Annotated in this window: 19 protein-coding genes and 1 riboswitch; of the genes, 14 read left to right on the top strand and 5 right to left on the bottom strand. The window is 43.7% G+C overall.

What is annotated here, in order from left to right:
* Positions 1–89: riboswitch (glycine riboswitch) on the top strand.
* Positions 90–307: 218 nt separating this feature from the next.
* The 3 genes from gcvT to gcvPB are packed head-to-tail and all read left to right on the top strand — an operon-like array spanning position 308 to position 4239.
* Positions 308–1414, top strand: coding sequence for a glycine cleavage system aminomethyltransferase GcvT (gene gcvT / locus DYI25_RS10565; RefSeq protein WP_213368555.1), 1107 nt, complete (start codon positions 308–310; stop codon positions 1412–1414).
* Between the two features lie 22 nt (positions 1415–1436).
* A complete protein-coding gene (gcvPA, locus tag DYI25_RS10560; protein ID WP_213368552.1) occupies positions 1437–2783 on the top strand; it encodes an aminomethyl-transferring glycine dehydrogenase subunit GcvPA in 1347 nt (448 codons plus the stop codon).
* Positions 2776–4239: an aminomethyl-transferring glycine dehydrogenase subunit GcvPB gene (gcvPB, locus tag DYI25_RS10555; RefSeq protein ID WP_213368551.1), complete on the top strand. Its 1464-nt coding sequence runs from the start codon at positions 2776–2778 to the stop codon at positions 4237–4239. Before gcvPA ends, gcvPB begins: the two co-directional genes overlap by 8 nt.
* A gap of 238 nt (positions 4240–4477) precedes the next feature.
* On the opposite strand, the gene DYI25_RS10550 is transcribed toward gcvPB, so the two are convergent.
* Positions 4478–4798: a rhodanese-like domain-containing protein gene (locus DYI25_RS10550; protein WP_180321303.1), complete on the bottom strand. Its 321-nt coding sequence runs from the start codon at positions 4796–4798 to the stop codon at positions 4478–4480.
* A gap of 235 nt (positions 4799–5033) precedes the next feature.
* Between DYI25_RS10550 and DYI25_RS10545 the strand changes: the two genes are divergently transcribed.
* The 4 genes from DYI25_RS10545 (at position 5034) to DYI25_RS10530 (ending at position 10886) form a co-directional block, all read left to right on the top strand.
* The gene (locus DYI25_RS10545) at positions 5034–5870 is read left to right on the top strand and encodes a lipoate--protein ligase family protein (protein ID WP_213368550.1); all 837 of its coding nucleotides are present in this window, start codon (positions 5034–5036) and stop codon (positions 5868–5870) included.
* Between the two features lie 356 nt (positions 5871–6226).
* Positions 6227–8785, top strand: a complete 2559-nt coding sequence (locus DYI25_RS10540; protein WP_213368549.1) for a vitamin B12-dependent ribonucleotide reductase — start codon at positions 6227–6229, stop codon at positions 8783–8785.
* Positions 8786–8884: 99 nt separating this feature from the next.
* The gene (gene splB, locus DYI25_RS10535; protein WP_213368548.1) at positions 8885–9910 is read left to right on the top strand and encodes a spore photoproduct lyase; all 1026 of its coding nucleotides are present in this window, start codon (positions 8885–8887) and stop codon (positions 9908–9910) included.
* 91 nt (positions 9911–10001) lie between these two features.
* Complete coding sequence (locus tag DYI25_RS10530) at positions 10002–10886, top strand: patatin-like phospholipase family protein (protein ID WP_213368547.1); 885 nt, start codon at positions 10002–10004, stop codon at positions 10884–10886.
* A 174-nt stretch (positions 10887–11060) separates the two neighbouring features.
* Here the strand turns inward: DYI25_RS10530 and DYI25_RS10525 are convergent, their stop codons facing one another.
* Positions 11061–11435 carry an SA1362 family protein gene (locus DYI25_RS10525; RefSeq protein ID WP_213368546.1) on the bottom strand — a complete coding sequence of 125 codons (375 nt, stop codon included), beginning with the start codon at positions 11433–11435 and terminating at the stop codon, positions 11061–11063.
* A gap of 296 nt (positions 11436–11731) precedes the next feature.
* Between DYI25_RS10525 and DYI25_RS10520 the strand changes: the two genes are divergently transcribed.
* The 4 genes from DYI25_RS10520 to efp all read left to right on the top strand — a co-directional run bounded on the left by DYI25_RS10520 (position 11732) and on the right by efp (position 14416).
* Positions 11732–12247: a YqhR family membrane protein gene (locus tag DYI25_RS10520; RefSeq protein ID WP_213368543.1), complete on the top strand. Its 516-nt coding sequence runs from the start codon at positions 11732–11734 to the stop codon at positions 12245–12247.
* A 78-nt stretch (positions 12248–12325) separates the two neighbouring features.
* Positions 12326–12772: a type II 3-dehydroquinate dehydratase gene (gene aroQ, locus DYI25_RS10515; RefSeq protein ID WP_213368541.1), complete on the top strand. Its 447-nt coding sequence runs from the start codon at positions 12326–12328 to the stop codon at positions 12770–12772.
* 3 nt (positions 12773–12775) lie between these two features.
* Positions 12776–13837: a M24 family metallopeptidase gene (locus tag DYI25_RS10510; protein WP_213368540.1), complete on the top strand. Its 1062-nt coding sequence runs from the start codon at positions 12776–12778 to the stop codon at positions 13835–13837.
* Between the two features lie 21 nt (positions 13838–13858).
* A complete protein-coding gene (gene efp / locus DYI25_RS10505) occupies positions 13859–14416 on the top strand; it encodes an elongation factor P (RefSeq protein WP_213368539.1) in 558 nt (185 codons plus the stop codon).
* A 120-nt stretch (positions 14417–14536) separates the two neighbouring features.
* On the opposite strand, the gene DYI25_RS10500 is transcribed toward efp, so the two are convergent.
* From DYI25_RS10500 to DYI25_RS10490, 3 genes are all read right to left on the bottom strand, one after another.
* On the bottom strand, positions 14537–14899 hold the full coding sequence (locus DYI25_RS10500; RefSeq protein ID WP_213368538.1) for a rhodanese-like domain-containing protein: 363 nt from the start codon (positions 14897–14899) through the stop codon (positions 14537–14539).
* A gap of 158 nt (positions 14900–15057) precedes the next feature.
* Complete coding sequence (locus DYI25_RS10495) at positions 15058–15726, bottom strand: SIMPL domain-containing protein (RefSeq protein WP_213368537.1); 669 nt, start codon at positions 15724–15726, stop codon at positions 15058–15060.
* Positions 15727–15835: 109 nt separating this feature from the next.
* A complete protein-coding gene (locus DYI25_RS10490) occupies positions 15836–15988 on the bottom strand; it encodes a hypothetical protein (protein ID WP_213368536.1) in 153 nt (50 codons plus the stop codon).
* A 213-nt stretch (positions 15989–16201) separates the two neighbouring features.
* Between DYI25_RS10490 and spoIIIAA the strand changes: the two genes are divergently transcribed.
* The 3 genes from spoIIIAA to spoIIIAC are packed head-to-tail and all read left to right on the top strand — an operon-like array spanning position 16202 to position 17867.
* Entirely contained in the window at positions 16202–17125 is a 924-nt protein-coding gene (spoIIIAA, locus tag DYI25_RS10485; protein WP_213369544.1) for a stage III sporulation protein AA, read from the top strand.
* Positions 17126–17641, top strand: coding sequence for a stage III sporulation protein SpoIIIAB (spoIIIAB, locus tag DYI25_RS10480; RefSeq protein WP_213368535.1), 516 nt, complete (start codon positions 17126–17128; stop codon positions 17639–17641).
* A gap of 19 nt (positions 17642–17660) precedes the next feature.
* A complete protein-coding gene (gene spoIIIAC / locus DYI25_RS10475; RefSeq protein ID WP_009794945.1) occupies positions 17661–17867 on the top strand; it encodes a stage III sporulation protein AC in 207 nt (68 codons plus the stop codon).

The following is a 17867-nucleotide window of genomic DNA, read 5'->3' as shown; positions in this document are numbered from 1 at the left end:
ATGACAACAAGGGGAGAGACTACTTTAGTAGCGCCGAAGGAGCAAGCAAACTTTGTGAATCTCTCAGGCAAAAGAACTCTTGTTTGACGCATCTCTGGAGAGCGCTTTTTTAGTGGGAGCCACCAAAGGGGAAAGCCTTTACAGGTAAACTTTCAGGTGAAAGGACAGAGACCTTCTCAGATTCAGAGGGGGTGCTCTGTCCTTTTTTGCGGCTTAATTGACAAGAAGGGGACCTTGTCCGACCTGTCTGATCTAAGGAGCGGGTGCAAACTGATTTTTTTTGCTATAGGACGAAGGGGGATACATAATGACTGAATTAAAACGGACACCGCTTTTTGAAGTGTACAAAGAATACGGTGGGAAAACAGTTGATTTTGGAGGCTGGGAACTACCTGTCCAGTTTTCAAGCATCAAGGAAGAGCATGAAGCAGTTAGGACAAAAGCTGGTCTATTCGATGTTTCTCATATGGGAGAAATCGAGGTAAAGGGCCCCGATAGCCTGGACTATTTACAAAAGATGATGACGAATGATGTTTCAAAACTTAAAAACGGCGGAGCCCAATACACAGCTATGTGTTATGAGACCGGCGGCACTGTTGATGATTTGTTAGTTTATAAACTCGAAGATGAGCATTACCTCCTTGTTGTGAATGCGTCAAATATCGAAAAAGATTTTGATTGGCTGCAGGATCATCTTGAAGGCAATGTGAAAATTGAGAACTTGTCAGAAGGCATGGCACAGCTTGCTTTACAGGGACCACTTGCTGAGGGAGTCCTTCAAAAGCTTTCGCAGGGTCATGACCTGAGTATAATCGGATTTTTCAAGTTTAGTGAAGAAGTCGTCCTGAACGGCAAGAAAGCGCTTGTATCACGAACAGGATATACAGGTGAAGATGGATTTGAAATTTACTGCGATGCTAAGGATGCTGTAAGCCTATGGAATGAAATCCTTGAAGCAGGAAAAGAAGAGGGAGTCCTCCCATGCGGACTTGGTGCCCGGGATACACTTCGCTTTGAAGCGAATCTGGCATTGTACGGCCAGGAGCTTTCATCAGAAATCAGCCCGCTTGAAGCAGGAATTGGATTTGCGGTCAAGCTGAATAAAGAAGTGGATTTTATCGGAAAAGAAGCACTTAAGCAGCAAAAAGAAAATGGCCTGCCTAGAAAACTTGTAGGCATCGAAATGATCGACAGGGGAATCCCACGCCATGGCTATCCAGTTTATAAAGGGGATACTCAGATTGGTGAAGTTACTACTGGTACGCAATCGCCGACGCTCAAGAAAAATATCGGGCTTGCACTAATTGATGCAAAGGAAACTGAGTTAGGAAATGAAGTGGAAGTTGAAATCCGCGGAAAACGCTTGAAAGCTGCTGTGTCAGCTACACCTTTTTATAAGAGAGATAAAAAGTAAAAGCCGGAGAGGGGAAAAAGTTATGAAGCATCGCTATTTACCGCTGACTGAAAGTGATAAAAACGCAATGTTGGAAAGCATCGGCGTTTCATCGATTGATGAATTGTTCAGCGATATTCCTGAAAAAGTCCGTTTTGCCGGAGAATACAACATCAAACCAGCCAAGTCTGAAACGGCTCTTATGAAAGAACTGACAAAGATGGCTGCGAAAAATGCCGATTTGAAAATGAATACTTCATTTATCGGCGCTGGTGTATATGACCATTACATTCCAGTAATTGTTGACCATGTTCTCTCGCGTTCAGAGTTTTACACTGCATATACACCTTATCAGCCAGAGATTTCACAGGGTGAACTTCAGGCAATCTTTGAATTCCAAACGATGATTTGTGAATTGACTGGCATGGAAGTAGCGAATTCATCGATGTATGACGGCGGCACAGCTTTAGCTGAAGCTGCGATGCTTAGTGCAGGGCATACAAGAAGAAAGAAAGTTTTGATTTCTAGTGCTGTACATCCAGAATACAAGGACGTAGTCAAAACATATGCAAAGGGCCAGTACATCGATGTCGTGGAAGTACCTCACAAGGACGGCGTAACTGACCTTGAAGCACTTAAGGATATGGCAAGTGAAGATATTGCTGCTGTCATCGTACAGTATCCAAACTTCTTCGGCGGCATTGAATCAATGAAGGAAATCGAAGAAATTGTTCATGCAAATAAATCGTTGTTCGTTGTATCCAGCAACCCGCTTGCATTAGGAGCATTGACGCCTCCAGGTAAGTTCGATGCGGATATCGTTACCGGAGACGCTCAGCCTTTTGGAATCCCAACAGCATTCGGAGGCCCACACTGCGGGTACTTCGCAGTTTCTGGAAAGCTCATGAGAAAGGTTCCAGGCAGACTTGTCGGCCAGACGAAGGATGACCAGGGTCGCCGTGGATTCGTTTTGACACTTCAGGCAAGGGAACAGCATATCCGCCGAGACAAAGCGACATCCAATATTTGCTCTAACCAGGCATTGAATGCGCTTGCTGCCTCAGTAGCCATGACAGCTCTTGGCAAAAAGGGCGTTCGTGAAATGGCTGTAGCCAATATCCAGAAAGCTCACTATGCGAAAAAGGCTTTTAAAGAGAATGGCTTTGACATCGCATTCGAAGGACCTACATTTAATGAATTCGTCGTCAAGCTGAATAAACCGGTAAAAGAAGTGAACCAAAAGCTACTTGAAAAGGATATCATCGGCGGCTATGATCTTGGACGTGATGATTCCAATCTCGAAAACCACATGCTTGTTGCGGTTACTGAATTAAGAACAAAAGAGGAAATCGATAAGTTTGTAAAGGAAATGGGGGATATCAATGCATAAGGAAGATCAGCCACTCATTTTTGAATTAAGCACACCAGGCCGTGTCGGCTACAGCCTGCCGGAAATGGATATTCCAGAAGTCGACTTATCCGAGCTGTTGCCTGAAGGATTCCTTCGTGAAGAAGAACCAGAACTTCCTGAGGCTTCCGAGCTTGATATCATGCGCCATTATACTGCACTATCCAAGCGCAACCACGGCGTTGATTCCGGATTCTATCCGCTTGGATCATGTACGATGAAATACAATCCGAAGATGAATGAAAATGTCGCTCGCTTCAACGGTTTTGCGCATTTGCACCCATTGCAGGATGAAAGTTCTGTCCAGGGTGCTCTTGAATTGATGTATGACCTTCAGGAACACCTGATTGAAATCACGGGAATGGACGAGGTGACTCTTCAGCCGGCAGCCGGGGCACATGGCGAATGGACGGGCTTGATGATGATTCGCGCTTATCATGAAGCGAACGGCGATCATAATCGTACGAAGGTAATCGTCCCTGACTCAGCACACGGAACGAATCCAGCTTCAGCAACAGTAGCTGGTTTTGAAACGATTACTGTAAAATCAGATGAAAACGGTCTGGTTGATTTAGAAGACCTTAAGAAGGTTGTCGGGGAAGATACAGCGGCATTGATGCTGACGAATCCGAACACTCTTGGTCTATTCGAAGAAAACATCCTTGAAATGGCTGAAATCGTCCACAGCGCAGGCGGAAAGCTTTACTATGATGGAGCAAACCTGAACGCTGTAATGTCCAAGGCACGTCCTGGGGACATGGGCTTTGATGTTGTTCACTTGAACCTTCATAAGACATTCACAGGACCACACGGCGGCGGCGGCCCAGGTTCAGGCCCAGTTGGTGTAAAAGCAGACCTGATTCCATTCTTGCCAAAACCAATCGTGACAAAGCAGGATGGCGTTTATAAGTTCGATTATGACCGTCCGCAGTCAATTGGAAGGGTTAAGCCTTTCTACGGCAACTTCGGCATCAATGTCCGTGCATATACGTATATCCGCACAATGGGTCCTGATGGCTTGAAGGCCGTTACGGAGTATGCTGTGCTGAACGCGAACTATATGATGAGAAGACTTGCAGAGTACTATGACCTGCCATTCAACAGGCACTGCAAGCACGAATTCGTCCTCAGCGGCAAGCGCCAGAAGAAGCTTGGTGTGCGCACACTGGATATCGCAAAACGCCTGCTTGACTTCGGCTACCATCCGCCAACAATTTACTTCCCGTTGAATGTGGAAGAGGCGATCATGATCGAGCCGACAGAAACAGAATCCAAGGAAACGCTCGATGTCTTCATCGACGCGATGATCCAGATCGCGAGAGAAGCAGAAGAGAACCCTGAAATCGTCCAGGAAGCGCCACACTCCACAGTAGTAGGCCGTATGGATGAAACAACAGCCGCAAGGAAGCCGATATTGCGCTACCAGAAAGCTGAATAGAACAATAGAGGTCCTGCCGATTTGTTTCGGCAGGACTTTTTTGCATTTTCATGCTTGGTGCATTTGTTTATTCGAAGCTGGCATGACTTCGGAGAGGGTTAAAGGGGATCAGCGAAAAGCTGTCCGAACCTAGTGCAACTTCACAAAAGTCCACAAGGAAAAGCCGATTAGAGTTCAATATATAAAAAGTTAAACCCCCCAGCCATCCGGCTGAGGGGTAATTTTATGGGAATCTTGCTTATTTAGCTTTGACTTTGCCGCCCCATTTTTTGAAGCCGCCTTGTAAATGGTTCAAGTCCTTATATCCTTTTTTGTAAAGCAGCTGTGCAGCACGTCCGCTGCGGGATCCGCTCTGGCAATAAAGGTAGACCGGCTTGTCCGGCCTGATTTCCTTCAGGCGGGTCTTAAGTTGGGTTAGTGGGATATTTCTAGCGCCTAAAATGTGTCCACCAGCGAATTCATTCGGTTCACGGACATCTATTAATTGCGCTTTACGATATCCAGCTATAAATTCTTCCTCTGTCAGGGTCTTGAGGATTTTCTTCTGGCGGAAATACATAAACACAGAGTAAAGAATAACCGCAACTGTCAGGACGATCAAAAAGATAAGTGTATCCAAAACATATTTCTCCTTTCAAGCTTAGCTGAGCCACTTATAATTATATAAGCCTTCATGGCAGAGAGCAAAGGAATTTAATAAATTTCTTTCAAACAAGCTGCTTTGCTTTTGAAAATTAATTTGTTAGACTATAAAAATCTTAGCTCTAAACTATTTTAAATGGGGTAAAAAATGTATGAATAAAGAGGTATGGAGATTTATTGATTCAGGAAACTGTTCACCTTCCTTCAATATGGCGCTTGATGAGGCCTTGCTTGATTGGCATGGTGCCGGGAAAATTCCTCCAGTGGTCCGTTTTTATGGATGGGATCCACCATCCCTATCTGTTGGTTACTTCCAGAATATCGAAAGAGAAATTAATATCGATGTCGTGAAGCAGCATGGTTTAGGTTTTGTTCGCAGGCCGACTGGCGGAAGGGGTGTTCTGCATGAACATGAACTTACATATAGCGTTATCGTTACCGAAGAACACCGAGAAATGCCAAAGACAGTCACGGAAGCATACAGAGTAATATCGGAAGGGATTTTACAAGGGTTCCAGAAGTTAGGTCTAGAAGCTTATTTTGCTGTACCGAAAACTTCTGCGGAAAAGGACGCGCTTAAAAATCCGCGGTCAGCAGTTTGTTTCGATGCACCAAGCTGGTATGAGCTTGTAGTTGAGGGACGTAAAGTGGCAGGCAGCGCACAGACACGGCAAAAAGGAGTCATTCTCCAGCACGGTTCCATCCTCCTGGATCTGGATGAGGATAAGCTTTTCAGTTTATTCAAGTATCCGAATGATCGTGTTAAGGAGAGAATGCAGAAGGCTTTCAAGACAAAAGCTGTTGCCATAAATGAGATCAGCAGCCGGAAGATTACTCTTGAGGAAGCGAAAGAAGCATTCAAATCAGGATTCGAGGACGGACTAGGGATTATTTTAGAACCATACATTTTGAGCCAGGAAGAATTGGATTATGTAAATGCACTGGCAAAGAACAAGTATGAATCTGATGAGTGGAATTTTAAGAGATAAGAAATATAAAAAAGCGGATTTTCCGCTTTTTTTGTTTTTATCCAGTATTTTCTAGGGGTCTGAGGAATTCAAAAAAGTGCAACCTTCGAAATTTGTTGATTTCTGTCATTTAGGTGGAAGATTCTATCATTCTCTCTTTCTCTCTCTCTTTTTTAGTAGTTTTCGTGTTTGACAAAATTACGTTTCTTTGACCTAAACACCATATATAGTGTTGTCGAAAATAAAAAATACACTATATATTGATTTTTGGTGTTTCGATATGATAACGTAAGGGTAATTCAAAAATGCAGCTAGAATTACATACTTCTAGTAACACATTAGAGAAAAGATTTAAAACCTTTGAAGGAGTTGTAGAAATGTCTGTTACTTTTGGACAAAAAATGAGCCTGAATGTTGAAAGCCTGAACAAGGATATTAAGTTGTTCCCACAGGTTCACCCCATCACACCTGATATGAAACTTACCCACAAAGGCGTCTCCAGACTAGTCATGCTGGACCGCTATACTTTTAAAGACACTGAAAAAATTACTCTATCAAATGGGGATTTCGTCGTTCTCACCATCAAAGAGGATCCAAAGTTTCCTGCACGCGGACTTGGGTTCATACTAGATATTGATTGGGAGAATAAAACAGCTAAAGTGCTTGTGGACGAAGAATTCCGCGGTGTACTTGATGACCCGGAAGAATCATCAACCGGTGTGATCAAACGTTCACTGGACGTTATTGAAAAGCCGCTTGAAGTATTCTACGAACAAATTGCAAAACGCAATGCAACAGGGCTGGCAGCTGTGGAAAAGACAGAGGAAAAGCGCCAGGAATGGTTCGAGAAGTTCTATCAAGAGCTTGTTTCAATGAACTTCATCCCGGCTGGCCGCGTTCTCTACGGAGCAGGGGCAGAAACAGACGTTACCTACTTCAACTGTTATGTAATGCCGTTTGTAAAAGATTCACGAGAAGGCATTTCCGAGCACCGCAAGCAGGTCATGGAAATCATGAGCCGGGGCGGCGGAGTCGGAACGAACGGTTCAACATTAAGACCGCGCAACACACTCGCCAAAGGCGTAAACGGAAAATCATCCGGATCGGTCTCTTGGCTCGATGATATTGCCAAGCTAACGCATTTAGTTGAGCAGGGCGGGTCCAGAAGGGGCGCGCAGATGATCATGCTTAGTGACTGGCATCCTGACATTGTAGAATTCATCATTTCAAAAATGCAAAATCCAAGGATCCTTCGATTCCTGATTGAAAACACTAACGATGAATCAATCAAGAAAATGGCGAAGGAAAAATTAAAATTTACACCGCTGACTTTACAAGAAGAAGCAATGTATCAGGGGATCGTGAACTATAAGAGCATTCCTGGATACGGAGGATTCAGTGCTGATATTATCAAAGCGGCTGAAGAAAAGCTTGCGACGGGTGGAACGTATACAGTCCATAACTCAGAATTCCTAACAGGTGCAAATATCTCAGTAACTCTAACAAAGGATTTCATGGACGCAGTCGATGCCGATGCAGATTATGAACTTCGCTTCCCTGATGTAGAGAGCTACGACTCAGAGACAATGAAGGTTTATAACGAAGAGTGGCATAAGATCGGTGACGTTCGCGAGTGGGAAAAGCTTGGTTATAAAGTCCGTACCTATAGAAAAATCAAAGCCAAAGAACTATGGAACCTGATCAACATCTGTGCGACTTACTCAGCAGAGCCTGGCATTTTCTTCATCGACAATGCCAACGACATGACGAACGCACAGGCATATGGACAGAAGGTTGTAGCTACAAACCCATGTGGGGAACAGCCTCTCGCACCAAACTCTGTCTGCAACCTCGCTGCCGTGAACCTTGCAGAAATGGCGGACAAGGAAACAAAGACAGTGAACTTTGAAAAATTGAAGCGTACTGTGGAAGTCGGTGTGCGTATGCAGGACAATGTCATCGATGCGACTCCCTACTTCCTTGAAGATAATAAAAGACAAGCACTTGGCGAGCGCCGTGTTGGTCTAGGAGTGATGGGACTTCACGACCTCCTAATCTACTGTGAAACAGAGTACGGTTCCGAAGAAGGAAACCAGCTTGTCGATAAAGTGTTTGAAACAATCGCGACGTCAGCTTACCGTGCATCTGTTGAACTCGGAAAGGAAAAAGGAAGCTTCCCATTCCTTCAAGGCAGTACAGAAGAAGAAACAAACAGACTTCGCCAGGCGTTCACAAACACTGGATTCATGAAGAAAATGCCGGAAGACATCCGTGAGTCGATCCTTGAGAATGGAATTCGAAACTCGCACTTACTAACTGTTGCTCCCACGGGATCAACTGGGACAATGGTCGGGGTCAGTACTGGCCTAGAGCCTTACTTCAGCTTCTCCTACTTCCGAAGCGGCCGTCTTGGCAAATTCATCGAAGTGAAGGCTGATATCGTGCAAGAATACCTGGACAGAAATCCGGATGTTGATCCTGAGAACCTTCCGAACTGGTTTGTTTCAGCGATGGAATTGGCGCCTGAAGCCCATGCTGATGTGCAGTGTGTCATCCAGCGCTGGATCGACAGCTCAATCAGCAAGACGGTCAACGCGCCGAAAGGCTACAGCGTTGAGCAGGTTGAAAAGGTATATGAGCGCCTGTATAAGGGTGGAGCAAAGGGTGGAACAGTTTATGTTGACGGCTCCCGCGATTCACAAGTATTGACGCTTAAAGCAGAAGAGAACACGATGGAAGAAGAAGTTGGTAAAAAAGAAAAACAAAAGCAGCATGTTGTCCTAGTCGACACGATCAATGAATTGCGCTCAACAAACGTAACTATTGGATCTGAAGTCGGCAACACATGCCCGGTCTGCCGCAAAGGCGAGGTTAAAGAAATCGGCGGCTGCAATACATGTACGAACTGTAACGCACAGTTAAAATGTGGTTTATAATATGACCCAAAGAGGATGGAAAAATTTTTTCCATCCTCTTTTTTCGTTTCTGTCCATAATAACAGTTAAGACAAAATGGAATGAAATGAGGACATTGAAATGAAAGCTTTTGTACCACAGCTTGTATACATTGAGCCAAGGGCTTTGGATTACCCGCTTGGGCGGGAGCTAAAGGAAAAGTTCGAGAAGATGGGTCTGGAAATCAGGGAGACTACTTCACATAACCAGGTTCGAGGCATCCCGGGGGATAATGAGTTGCAGCAATACCGGAATGCGAAATCGACTCTTGTTGTCGGAGTCAGGAAGACATTGAAATTCGATACCTCCAAGCCGTCAGCCGAGTATGCCATCCCGCTTGCTACTGGTTGCATGGGCCATTGCCATTACTGTTATTTACAGACGACGCTTGGAAGCAAACCGTATATCCGGACCTACGTGAACCTTGATGAAATTTTCGAGCAGGCACAAAAATACATGGACGAAAGAAAGCCGGAAATCACAAGATTTGAAGCGGCATGTACATCGGATATCGTCGGGATTGACCATTTAACCCACGCTTTGAAGAAAACAATTGAATTTTTTGGTCAGTCAGAGTATGGACAGCTCCGGTTTGTCACGAAATACCACCATGTTGATCACCTGCTTGACGCAAAGCATAATGGCAAAACAAGATTTCGTTTCAGCGTCAATGCACGTTATGTGATAAAAAACTTTGAACCAGGAACTTCATCGTTTGATGAAAGGCTAGAGGCAGCAAGAAAGGTGGCACAATCAGGTTACCCGCTTGGCTTCATTGTTGCGCCAATTTATATCCATGAAGGTTGGAGGGAGGGCTATCATGAATTATTTGAGAGACTGAGCCATTCACTTGAAGGCATTGACTTGACAGGCTTAAGCTTCGAACTCATTCAGCATCGTTTCACTAAGCCGGCTAAAAATGTGATTCAAAAACGATATCCTAAATCCAAGCTAGAAATGGATGAAGAGAAACGCAAATACAAATGGGGGCGTTACGGAATTGGTAAGTACGTATACCAGACAGATGAAGCAAAGGATCTAGAGGGAACAATCCGGGGCTACATCCATTCTTTCTTTCCTGAAGCGGAGATTCAATATTTCACATAAATCTGAAATTTTCAACTTGTACGCCGTACTATTTTACAAATTGAGCGCTTAAAGATGTAAAGATGGGATTACATCGACGGGAGTGGCTCATATGTATATTGACGGCGTTTTTTCCGGTGGAGGAATTAAAGGATTAGCTTTGGTTGGTGCCTGTGCCGCAATTGAGGAACGGGGATTCCATTTTAAAAGGGTTGCCGGGACGAGTGCGGGTTCATTGATAGCGGGCTTGATTGCCGCTGGCTATTCAAGCACTGAGATGGCCAGCCTTTTGGATGAACTCGACCTTAAGAAATTTCTCGACTCGAGAAAAACGGTCTTCCCATCAGCGTTGACCAAATGGCTATTTGTATATTGGCGACTGGGGCTTTATAAAGGTGACGAATTGGAGTGTTGGATAGCGGATGTATTGGCTGCGAGAGGGCTGCGCACTTTTGGTGACCTTGCTCCGGATGCTTTGAGGATTATTGCATCTGATCTTACTAATGGCCGGTTGCTAATCCTCCCTGATGATTTACCAAAATACGGTATCGATCCGAGAACCTTTCCTGTAGCAAGGGCAATCAGGATGAGCTGCAGTCTTCCATTCTTCTTCGAGCCGGTAAAGCTGAGAGACCGGGTTGGCATGAATATCGTTGTTGATGGTGGAGTGTTAAGTAATTTTCCAATGTGGTTATTTGATAAGGAAAATGTAAAAAAAGTCCGTCCCGTACTTGGAGTCAAGCTCAGCCAAAATCTGATCCAGCAGCCCACTCACAAAATTAAGAACGCACTGCAAATGTTTGAAGCTTTGTTTGAGACAATGAAGGATGCACATGACTCCCGCTATATTTCCAGAAAGCATGAAAAGAATATCATTTTCATTCCGACAGAGGGCAACTTGACTACAGAATTTCAGCTTTCAGATGAAAAGAAACAGGAATTGATTGATCTGGGCAAAAAGAATGCAGAGAAGTTTTTTAAATCATGGTGTTATTAGCACAATAAAGGCTGTTTTCGAAATGATTGTTGTCTTCCTAAGACATTATAATCTACGCGTTTTTCTAGGGCGAGGGGCTATTTTCAAGGCGATGTTCTAACAGGGAATAAATTGATAATCGTGAAATCCACAGAGTTTACAAAAAGAGCCTTAATATAACACAAAAAATCGAGCTCAGAATGAAGCCCGATTTTTTTTCCTGCCCTTTTTACCGTCTATGACCGTTAAATGTGACGCATCCTTCTTTTTGCTGTTGCGCGCGGATGCGAGCGACCTTATCTTTGAACGTTTAGAGGAAGCATTCGCGTCTTTTGTTTGGAACCGCTTCTTCGAACGCTTTGCTGCTTTTTGAAATGCACGCTGTTGCTGCCGTCCCGAACCTGAACTGGTCAGCCGGGTGACGAGAAAATAAATTAACGCACCAACCAAGGCGATTGTTGCAAACATTGTAATGATACTTAAAGGATCGGTAAATAACTTAAAGGCAAAACCAAAGATAGCAAGGACAATCAGTCCTGAAACAATATACTTAGAAGTTCGATTCTTCAATGAAAGCCACCTCCCTACTAGTATCATGAGCAATTTTTCCAGCTTTTAAACTAGCCAACGATTACTTTATACAAATTCTCCGATTTTATACTCTTCTCCTGCTACTTTTTCCTTTTTAAAAGTGCTTTAAACGACAGAATTACATTTTCATTATTATTGAACACTCTTGTTCTGTTAATTTTATTTTACTAAAAATTAGCACAAACCTCTATATAGAGGACAGCCTCTTCAACAAATTTTCCAGATGTGCAATTGATTGGTCTGTCCGGGACATACTAAGGGTGGAGGTGCAATTAATGGCAGAAAATCATGAAAACCTTGAACAGAATCAAAGGGAAGAACCAATGTCTTTCATCGCGATGACCATCATCACCGGGTTATTTGGAGGGATTTTTTGGAGTTCGCTTGCTTATTTAGCCTATATCTTCAACTTTACAGAAATCCGTCCAAATGTCATTCTTGAGCCATGGGCACTAGGAGGCTGGAAGGAGCAATGGCTTGGTACAGTCATATCCATTATAGTGATTGGCCTTTTTTCAACAGGAGCAGCTCTTGTGTATTATGCATTAATGAGAAAGCTTAAGTCCATATGGGCTGGCGCTGCATTTGGGTTAGTGCTGTTTTTCCTTGTTTTCTATGTGCTCAATCCGCTGTTTCCGGGCATTAAACCATTTTGGGACCTGTCAAGGAATACGTTGATCACATCGATTTGCTTTTATATCCTTTATGGTGTTTTTGTTGGCTATTCAATATCATATGAGGAAAATGAAAATCGCAACACGGAGAAAAATCAGCAGGAAATTACCTCCTGAGCGTCTCGCGGTAGTTATAACGAAATCAATTATGATAGAATGTTCTTATTGAACATTCTTTTTTTACGGGAGCCTATTATGAAAAAAATACTTTTGCTCAATGGCCCAAACTTGAACCGTTTGGGAAAAAGAGAGCCGGGAATTTACGGTGACGGGACTTTGGAGGATTTGGAAAAACGGATGGCTCAGCGTGGAGCGGAAATCCAGTTTGAGGTCATTTGCTTCCAATCGAATCATGAAGGAGAACTGATTGACAAACTCCATGAGGCAGAAGACACTGGTATAGATGGTATTATTTTTAACCCGGGGGCTTTCACGCATTATAGTTACGCCATTAGGGATGCGATTGCAGGAATTAATTGTCCCGTTATCGAAGTACATATTTCCAATGTTTATCAGAGAGAGGAATTCAGGCACAAATCGGTGATTGCTCCAGTATCAAAGGGGCAGATTGCAGGTCTAGGCTTTCTTGGCTATGAATTGGCGCTTGAAGCATTCAAAAGAGAAGCAAAAGGGGAGGAATAGGTTATGGAAAAAATTCAAAAATTACGCGAAAGCTTTCAAAGGCTCGGAATCGATGGAATGTTAGTCACAAGTGATTACAACCGCAGATATATGACAGGGTTCACTGGTTCTGCCGGCATGGTGCTGATCAGTGCAGAAAAAGCATTATTCATCACGGATTTCAGGTATACTGAGCAGGCTGCTAAACAATGCGAAGGTTATGAGGTAGTGGTGCATAAAGGACTGATTCAGGATGAAGTAGCAGCTCAAGCCAAAAACCTGGGAATCAAAAAGCTTGGCTTCGAAGAAAACCATGTTACATATTCAGCCTATAAAACATTCGATAAGGGCGTGGAAGCTGAATTAGTGCCCGTATCAGGCGAAATCGAAAAGTTACGCTTGATTAAGACTGATTCAGAGATTAAGATATTAAAGGAAGCAGCAGCCATCGCAGATGCTGCATTTACACATATACTTGAGTTTATCCGTCCGGGCAGGACAGAGCTGGAAGTATCAAATGAACTGGAATTCTTCATGAGAAAACAGGGAGCAACATCCTCTTCATTCGATATCATTGTAGCATCAGGCTATCGCTCAGCACTTCCGCACGGAGTAGCAAGTGACAAGGTGATTGAAACAGGGGACTTTGTAACCCTGGATTATGGTGCATATTATAATGGGTATGTATCTGATATTACCCGTACATTAGCCGTAGGCAGCCCTTCAGACAAGCTAAAGGAAATCTATGATATTGTACTTGAAGCCCAGCTTCGAGGAATGGCAGGCATCAAGCCCGGCATGACAGGCAAAGAAGCTGATGCCCTTACACGCAACTTTATCACGGAAAAAGGATACGGAGAGTATTTTGGCCATTCTACAGGCCATGGAATCGGACTCGAAGTACATGAAGGACCTGGTCTGTCATTCAGATCTGATACCGTCCTTGAAACTGGTATGGTTGTGACTGTCGAGCCAGGGATCTACATTGCTGGACTGGGCGGAGTAAGAATAGAGGACGATACTGTTATTACAAAAGACCATAATGAGTCACTGACACATTCTACAAAGGAACTCATCATATTATAGGACACATTAGGAGGACAAATAATGATTTCAGTTAACGATTTCCGTACAGGTTTAACAATCGAAGTGGACAATGGGATTTGGCGTGTACTTGATTTCCAACACGTAAAGCCAGGAAAAGGAGCTGCCTTCGTTCGTTCAAAGCTTCGCAACCTTCGTACAGGCGCAATCCAGGAAAAAACTTTCCGCGCTGGTGAAAAAGTAGCGAAAGCACAGATTGAGAACCGCAAAATGCAATACCTATATGCAAGCGGCGACCAGCACGTATTCATGGACAATGAGTCTTACGAGCAAATTGAATTACCAGGCACTTATATTGAATATGAGTTGAAATTCCTTAAGGAAAACATGGAAGTATATATCATGCAATTCGGCCACGAAACTCTTGGTGTCGAGCTTCCAAACACTGTTGAACTTGAAGTAACAGAAACAGAACCTGGTATCAAGGGTGACACTTCTTCTGGCGGTACTAAGTCTGCGACATTGGAAACTGGCCTTACAGTACAGGTTCCTTTCTTCATAAACCAAGGCGACAGACTTGTCATTAACACAACAGATGCATCTTATGTATCCCGTGCATAATTCATAATCAAAAAACCTGCTGCAAAGCAGGTTTTTTTATATGGAAAAAGCATCCCGGAGTTCCGAGATGCTTAATTGGTTTTCTGCGCTAATCGCAGTTGATCAGCGCTTGCGCTTTTCTTATTGCCCAATCTCAAATTTCCACTCATTCATGCCGCCGGTCATATTGTAAATATTCTTGAAGCCGTTTTCCACGAGGATTCCGCTAGCCTGTGTAGAGCGACTGCCGCTGCGGCAGACTACTAAGTATTTCTGGTCTTGATCAAGCTCGGAAAGCATGCTCTCAATGACTTGCAAAGGAACTAATTTTGCTCCTGGAATATGTCCTGCTGCGAATTCATCAGGAGTACGTACATCCAAAACTTGAACTTCTTCACTATCTATCAATTCTTTTGCCTCGTCTACTGAAACATCAGTATATGAACCGCCTGAACAGCCGGTAATCAACAATATTAACATAAATGACGCGAATATTTTCTTCATGAAGATCTCCCCTTAATATACTTATAGAGGTATTTTAACTCAAAAATACTAAAGTGGATATAGACAATTTGTGTCAGGAGAGGTTTCATATTCAGTTTACTACCACTCGCCTTTTTTTACGACAAAAAAGCCAGGCTTTCCGCCTGACTTTTTTAAATTCATAAACTAATATATGTTCCTGTTACAGTGGCTTTGATTTCCAGTTTCCCCGGTTCGATCGGCGTCCCGCCTCCGCCGCTTGTATCAAGTGAAGCCACAAGAAATGGACCAGGCGCACCTTTTTGGGTTTCCTCGGTAATCGAAAGAGGGGAAATAGGAGTTTGAATTCCTAAAGTCCGAGCTACTGTTTGAGCTTTGTTGTATGAATCTATCACTGCCATTGAAAGCGCCCTATTGTACAATTCCTGAGGCTCTGCAACTGAAAATTGTATGTTCATTATCTCGTTTGCGCCATTTTCAACAGCGGTGTCGATGATCAAGCCTGCCTGGGCAAGGTTCCTGATCGTGATGCTGTACAGATGTGTGACACGATATCCCTGGAATATCTGCTTGCCGTCCTCATAGGTATAGATAGGGTCAATCCGGAAATCTGCGGTTTTAATATCATCCTTTGCAATCCCAAGTTTTTGCAAGGATGCTAACATTGCATTTGATTTTTCGGCATTTTCGGCCTGTGCAATTTGCAGGTTTTGATTTTCCGTCCGCACGCCAACCGTAGCTGTCGCCCTATTTGGCGCAGCGAACACAGAACCCTCACCACTAACGGTGATCTTCTTTCCATTCCCAGTATCGTTTCCCCGGTAGCCATTATACAATCCATTAACCATCGATCATCCCTCCACACTTCTTTTTCTATTACCTATTTCTATGTTGTTATTGAAAAACAAATAACGGTCATAGAAAAAAGCGTGGAAAGGACAACCGAATAGAAAGCGATTACTCGCCAGCTCCCGGTGCTTTGTCGGTGTCATTCTTGTTGTTATATTTCGTGTCTGTCATAGGTGATTCCTTTGGACTTCTTCCACCACCAAGGTAAGACGCTCGGTCGGCTCTCTGAACTTTTTGGAACTTCTGGTGATCCTCATTCATGTTTATCAACTCCTTTCAATACTATTCTTTTCGTTTAAAAGCCATATTATTTCCTTTTGGTCGAACAGCCCAAATCTTTTATCAAAAAATCTGCGTATCATTCTTAAACAAACACAAAACAAATTTGTCTATCAGCCATTCAGGAATCTACAGGTCATAAAGTGGCCAAGCAGGCATACATATTAAGTAAGCGTATTGTCAGGAGGATTAATGATGGACGATATCTTATCTTTTTTGCCGAAACGAATTGCCGAATTGCTGGATGCAGTGCCTCCTAATGACAAAGATGGGATGGAAGAAGTGCGGATACGGATTAACCGGCCGCTTGAAATAACGGTAAGAGGAAAGCCTCAATTCTTGCCGTATATCATTCCGCCTGAGGATGCTGTCCAGCTGTTGAACAAGCTAGGGCATTTTTCTATGTATACCCTGGAGGAAGAATTAAAGCGAGGCTATATCACAATTGCCGGAGGTCATCGTGTCGGACTTGCGGGAAAGGTAATCCTGGAAAATGGGTTTGTCAAAGCGATTAGGGATATCTCTTCCTTTAATTTGAGGATTGCCAGGGAAAAAATCGGGATTGCAGAACCGTTGCTTCCATATATTTACCAGAACGGCTGGAAGCATACGATGATCATTGGCCCTCCCCAGACAGGGAAGACCACATTGCTCAGGGATATAGCGAGGATGATTTCAAGCGGGGTTCCCGAGAAAAAACTGCCGCCTCTAAAAGCTGGAATTGTTGATGAGAGATCAGAAATAGCAGGATGTGTAAAAGGGGTTCCCCAGCTAACATTTGGACCGAGAGTAGATATCCTCGATTCATGCCCGAAGGCCGAGGGCATGATGATGATGATCCGCTCGATGAGCCCCGATGTCCTGGTTGTTGATGAGATAGGCCGCAAAGAGGACGGAGAAGCGATTCTTGAAGCTGTTAATGCAGGGATAAAATTAATCATGACTACACATGGAGATTCGCTCGTGGATATCCAAAAAAGGCCAACCTTAAAACCGATTCTGGAGATGGGGATTTTTGATAGATTTGTGGAGCTTGGAAGAATTTCTGGTCCTGGAACAATCATCTCAATCAGGGAAGCAAGCGGCAAAGAAATTCGCCAAAAAGTGAGAGTGACATAAATGGTAAAAATAATCGGCGCTATTTTGATTATCCTGGCCACGACTTGGACAGGTTTCGAGGCATCCAGGCACCTTAGTGAGCGCCCAAGGCAGCTTCGGCTCCTGAAATCTGCATTGCAATCTTTGGAGGCAGAAATCATGTATGGCCATACACCCTTACACGATGCCTCGAGAAAGCTCGCTGCCCAGATGTCTAAGCCTTTATCCTGGTTTTTCGAAGCTTTTTCCAAAAAGTTGACGGAATCCGATACAACGGTGAAAGCCGCATGGGAAGAGAGCCTGAAAGAAGTCTGGAAACTAACTGCCTTCAAACAGGGAGAGTTTGAAATCATGAAACAATTTGGTGAGACGCTCGGCAGGCATGATCGGCATTCACAGCAAAAACAGATCCTGCTAACGATCTCCCATCTGGAAAGAGAAGAAGCGGATGCCTGCGAAAAACAAATGAAATACGAGAAAATGGTGAAAAGTATCGGCTTTTTATCTGGCTTATTATTAATCATCTTACTGATGTAGCGTTTAGGAGGAGGACAAGATGGGACTCGAAGTGGATATTATTTTTAAAATCGCAGGTGTAGGCATCGTCGTTGCATTTTTGCACACTATTCTCGATCAGGTTGGAAAGAAGGAATATGCGCAGTGGGTAACCTTGTTTGGGTTCATCTACATCCTTTTCATGGTTGCCTCCATTGTCGACGATCTCTTTCAAAAAATTAAATCAGTATTCCTATTTCAAGGGTAA

The sequence above is a fragment of the Mesobacillus boroniphilus genome (genome assembly GCF_018424685.1).
In the GTDB taxonomy this organism is placed as follows: Bacteria; Bacillota; Bacilli; order Bacillales; family Cytobacillaceae; genus Mesobacillus; species Mesobacillus boroniphilus_A.
This window is presented reverse-complemented; position numbering and strand designations above follow the sequence as displayed.

Coding starts and splice junctions, on each gene's coding strand:
- DYI25_RS10540 (WP_213368549.1), top strand. CDS start 6,227: ATGTCTGTTACTTTTGGACAAAAAATGAGCCTGAATGTTGAAAGCCTG.
- spoIIIAA (WP_213369544.1), top strand. CDS start 16,202: ATGGACGATATCTTATCTTTTTTGCCGAAACGAATTGCCGAATTGCTG.
- gcvPB (WP_213368551.1), top strand. CDS start 2,776: ATGCATAAGGAAGATCAGCCACTCATTTTTGAATTAAGCACACCAGGC.
- DYI25_RS10550 (WP_180321303.1), bottom strand. CDS start 4,798: ATGTATTTCCGCCAGAAGAAAATCCTCAAGACCCTGACAGAGGAAGAA.
- DYI25_RS10510 (WP_213368540.1), top strand. CDS start 12,776: ATGGAAAAAATTCAAAAATTACGCGAAAGCTTTCAAAGGCTCGGAATC.
- DYI25_RS10495 (WP_213368537.1), bottom strand. CDS start 15,726: ATGGTTAATGGATTGTATAATGGCTACCGGGGAAACGATACTGGGAAT.
- aroQ (WP_213368541.1), top strand. CDS start 12,326: ATGAAAAAAATACTTTTGCTCAATGGCCCAAACTTGAACCGTTTGGGA.
- gcvPA (WP_213368552.1), top strand. CDS start 1,437: ATGAAGCATCGCTATTTACCGCTGACTGAAAGTGATAAAAACGCAATG.
- spoIIIAC (WP_009794945.1), top strand. CDS start 17,661: ATGGGACTCGAAGTGGATATTATTTTTAAAATCGCAGGTGTAGGCATC.
- DYI25_RS10520 (WP_213368543.1), top strand. CDS start 11,732: ATGGCAGAAAATCATGAAAACCTTGAACAGAATCAAAGGGAAGAACCA.
- efp (WP_213368539.1), top strand. CDS start 13,859: ATGATTTCAGTTAACGATTTCCGTACAGGTTTAACAATCGAAGTGGAC.
- DYI25_RS10530 (WP_213368547.1), top strand. CDS start 10,002: ATGTATATTGACGGCGTTTTTTCCGGTGGAGGAATTAAAGGATTAGCT.
- gcvT (WP_213368555.1), top strand. CDS start 308: ATGACTGAATTAAAACGGACACCGCTTTTTGAAGTGTACAAAGAATAC.
- DYI25_RS10545 (WP_213368550.1), top strand. CDS start 5,034: ATGAATAAAGAGGTATGGAGATTTATTGATTCAGGAAACTGTTCACCT.
- DYI25_RS10490 (WP_213368536.1), bottom strand. CDS start 15,988: ATGAATGAGGATCACCAGAAGTTCCAAAAAGTTCAGAGAGCCGACCGA.
- DYI25_RS10500 (WP_213368538.1), bottom strand. CDS start 14,899: ATGAAGAAAATATTCGCGTCATTTATGTTAATATTGTTGATTACCGGC.
- splB (WP_213368548.1), top strand. CDS start 8,885: ATGAAAGCTTTTGTACCACAGCTTGTATACATTGAGCCAAGGGCTTTG.
- spoIIIAB (WP_213368535.1), top strand. CDS start 17,126: ATGGTAAAAATAATCGGCGCTATTTTGATTATCCTGGCCACGACTTGG.